We start from the raw sequence: 1,885 nt of genomic DNA, 5'->3' as shown, positions 1-1,885 counted from the left end.
AGAAGCGGAGCGCCGCGCGACAGCGAGTTCTGGATCGAGAACCAGGACCCAAAGCCGCCCCGCCACATGGTCTCGTATAGCTGGACCGGCGACTTGCCGACCAGCGCCACGAACAGGCTGAACAGCACCATGCCGACGACCAGCGCCGCGAGCGGAATGACAAACGCCTCAGCTCGCCTGGCGGTCCATTCGAGCGCCGCCCGATATCCCTTGGCACCGAGAATGGCCGGCATGTCCGCGCTGCTCACCGTGTCCGTCATCGTCCCGACTCCCTTAGTCGGCTCAGGCGGTCGAGCCGACGACGCCCTCGACGAGATAGTCCATGCTTTCAAGCTCGATGGCGGTCTCGGCGAAGGCCTGGCCTCCAGTGGCGACGACGACGCCCTTGTTGCTCTTCAGCGGGCCCTTGATGACGGAGAAGCCGCCCTTCATCATGTCGGCTAGCGTGCCGTCGAACTGCTTGCGGGCCACTTCGTTCACGGCGGGCCCGAGCGGGCTCATCTTGACGAAGCCGTCGGCCAGGCCGCCGCGGGTGAAATTGGGCAGCGGCGTGCCGGCGATGAGGTCATCGACGAACATCTTGTAGACCTTGGCCCAGTTCCATTCCGCTCCGGTCAGGTATTTCTCCGGTGCCAGCGGGCTCTGGTTGGCGTGATAGCCGCAGACGAAGGCGCCGCGGCCGGCGGCCGTCTCGACCACCACCTTCGGGCTGTCGACATGGCAGGTGATGACGTCGGCGCCCTGGTCGACCAGCGCGTTGGTGGCCTCGGCCTCCTTGACCGCCAGCGACCATTCGCCGGTGAAGATCACCTGGCAGGTGATCGCCGGATCGACCGAACGGGCGCCGAGCAGGAAGGAATTGATGTTGAGCAGGACCTGCGGGATCGGCTTGGCGGCGACGAAGCCGAGCTTCTTCGATTTGGAGGCGTGACCGGCGACGACGCCGTTCAGATACTGGCCCATGCCGATATAGCCGAAATAGGAACCGGCGTTCATCGGGTGCTTGTCCTTGTTCCACATCCCGCCGCAATGGCGGAACTGCACGTCGGGGAACTTCGCGCACATGGCGAGCATATGCGGATCGAAATAGCCGAAGGAGGTCGGGAAGATCAGCGAGGCGCCGTCGAGGTTGATCATCGATTCCATCGTCTTCTGGACGTCGACCGTCTCGGGAACGTTCTCTTCCTCGACGACGGAAATGCCCTCGATGCTCTTCAGCGTCGCCGCGCCCTCTGCATGCGCCTGGTTGTAGCCGTAGTCGTCCTTCGGGCCGACATAGATGAAGCCGACGGTCGCCGACGCGGCGAACGCCCTGCGGATCGGAAAGGCTGCCGAGGCCAGACCGAGCGCCGCTCCGGCGGCGGAGGTCCTGAGCAGATCGCGGCGGCTAAGTTTGAATCTCGCGGTCATATCGAATGCTCCCCTTTTTGGACCCGATCTCCGGGCCGGTTGCTATCCACTGGAAAAGTGCATGCAATCACTGTGCCAGTTTCAAAGCTTGCTTTTTCGCAATAAAATCAATGTGTGGGTTTAGAGGCTCTGCATAAACGCAAGGCAAGTGCATGCACTTTTTGCCTGATAAATGACCAGTTTGACATTGAGGTTAAAATCTAGGCATACAGGTGCAGCCTTGAGTCGAAATTCAGCCCGGGAGCCGTCCACCTCGCGGGTCTGCCTGCAACAAACTGGACGGAGGAGACGTGTCGGCAAAGCGCAGCTTGGTCAGGTCGGGCACGACCGTGGATCAGATGGTGAGGGCGATCGCGGACCGCATCGTCACCGGCTATCTGCGCCCCGGCGAAAGGCTCGACGAGGTCTCGCTAGCCGCCCGCTTCGACGTTTCGCGCACGCCCGTCCGCGAGGCGCTCGGGCATCTGAGCGCCAT

Annotated in this window: 2 protein-coding genes and 1 pseudogene; 1 reads left to right on the top strand and 2 read right to left on the bottom strand. The window is 62.7% G+C overall.

Annotated elements, in window-relative coordinates; all coding sequences use genetic code 11:
* Both EN742_RS33625 and EN742_RS33620 read right to left on the bottom strand, forming a co-directional pair.
* Nucleotides 1-260 (bottom strand): annotated as a pseudogene (locus tag EN742_RS33625) (ABC transporter permease); the annotation flags it as partial.
* A gap of 22 nt (nt 261-282) precedes the next feature.
* The gene (locus EN742_RS33620) at nt 283-1,410 is read right to left on the bottom strand and encodes a BMP family ABC transporter substrate-binding protein (RefSeq protein ID WP_126058171.1); all 1,128 of its coding nucleotides are present in this window, start codon (nt 1,408-1,410) and stop codon (nt 283-285) included.
* A 338-nt stretch (nt 1,411-1,748) separates the two neighbouring features.
* Here EN742_RS33620 and EN742_RS33615 point away from each other — a divergent pair.
* The coding region (locus tag EN742_RS33615; protein ID WP_245492459.1) for a GntR family transcriptional regulator at nt 1,749-1,885 on the top strand (137 nt) is incomplete at its 3' end.

It is taken from the genome of Mesorhizobium sp. M4A.F.Ca.ET.020.02.1.1, assembly GCF_004022645.1.
Classification (GTDB): domain Bacteria; phylum Pseudomonadota; class Alphaproteobacteria; order Rhizobiales; family Rhizobiaceae; genus Mesorhizobium.
This window is presented reverse-complemented; position numbering and strand designations above follow the sequence as displayed.